Genomic DNA, 327 nt, shown 5'->3' on the forward strand with positions numbered 1-327 from the left:
GCGCGACGTGGCGCTGGCTCACGACGTGTGCCCGTATTATCTGGGCCAAGAGCTGGCGCGCTGGGCGGACGTGATCGTCGGCGACGTTAATCACTGGTTCGACAGTCACGCGCTGTTGCATGGTCTGGCACAGGCCAACGACTGGCGGACGGGCGTGCTGGTCGACGAAGCACATAACTTGGTAGAGCGAGCCCGGGGCATGTACAGCGCCGAACTCGACCAGCGGCGCTTGAGCCGATTGCGACGTGCTGCTCCTAAAGCACTCTCCCGGCCACTGGAGCGCTTGGCCCGCCAGTGGCAGGGGGGGGTCAAAGACGCCGGGGGGGG

Annotated in this window: 1 pseudogene; it reads left to right on the forward strand. The window is 66.4% G+C overall.

Features of this window, described 5'->3' with window-relative positions:
- A pseudogene (locus tag JI62_RS23050) lies at positions 1 to 327 on the forward strand (ATP-dependent DNA helicase); the annotation flags it as partial.

Origin of the sequence: Halomonas campaniensis, assembly GCF_002211105.1 — a bacterium.
Taxonomy (GTDB): Bacteria; Pseudomonadota; Gammaproteobacteria; order Pseudomonadales; family Halomonadaceae; genus Vreelandella; species Vreelandella campaniensis_A.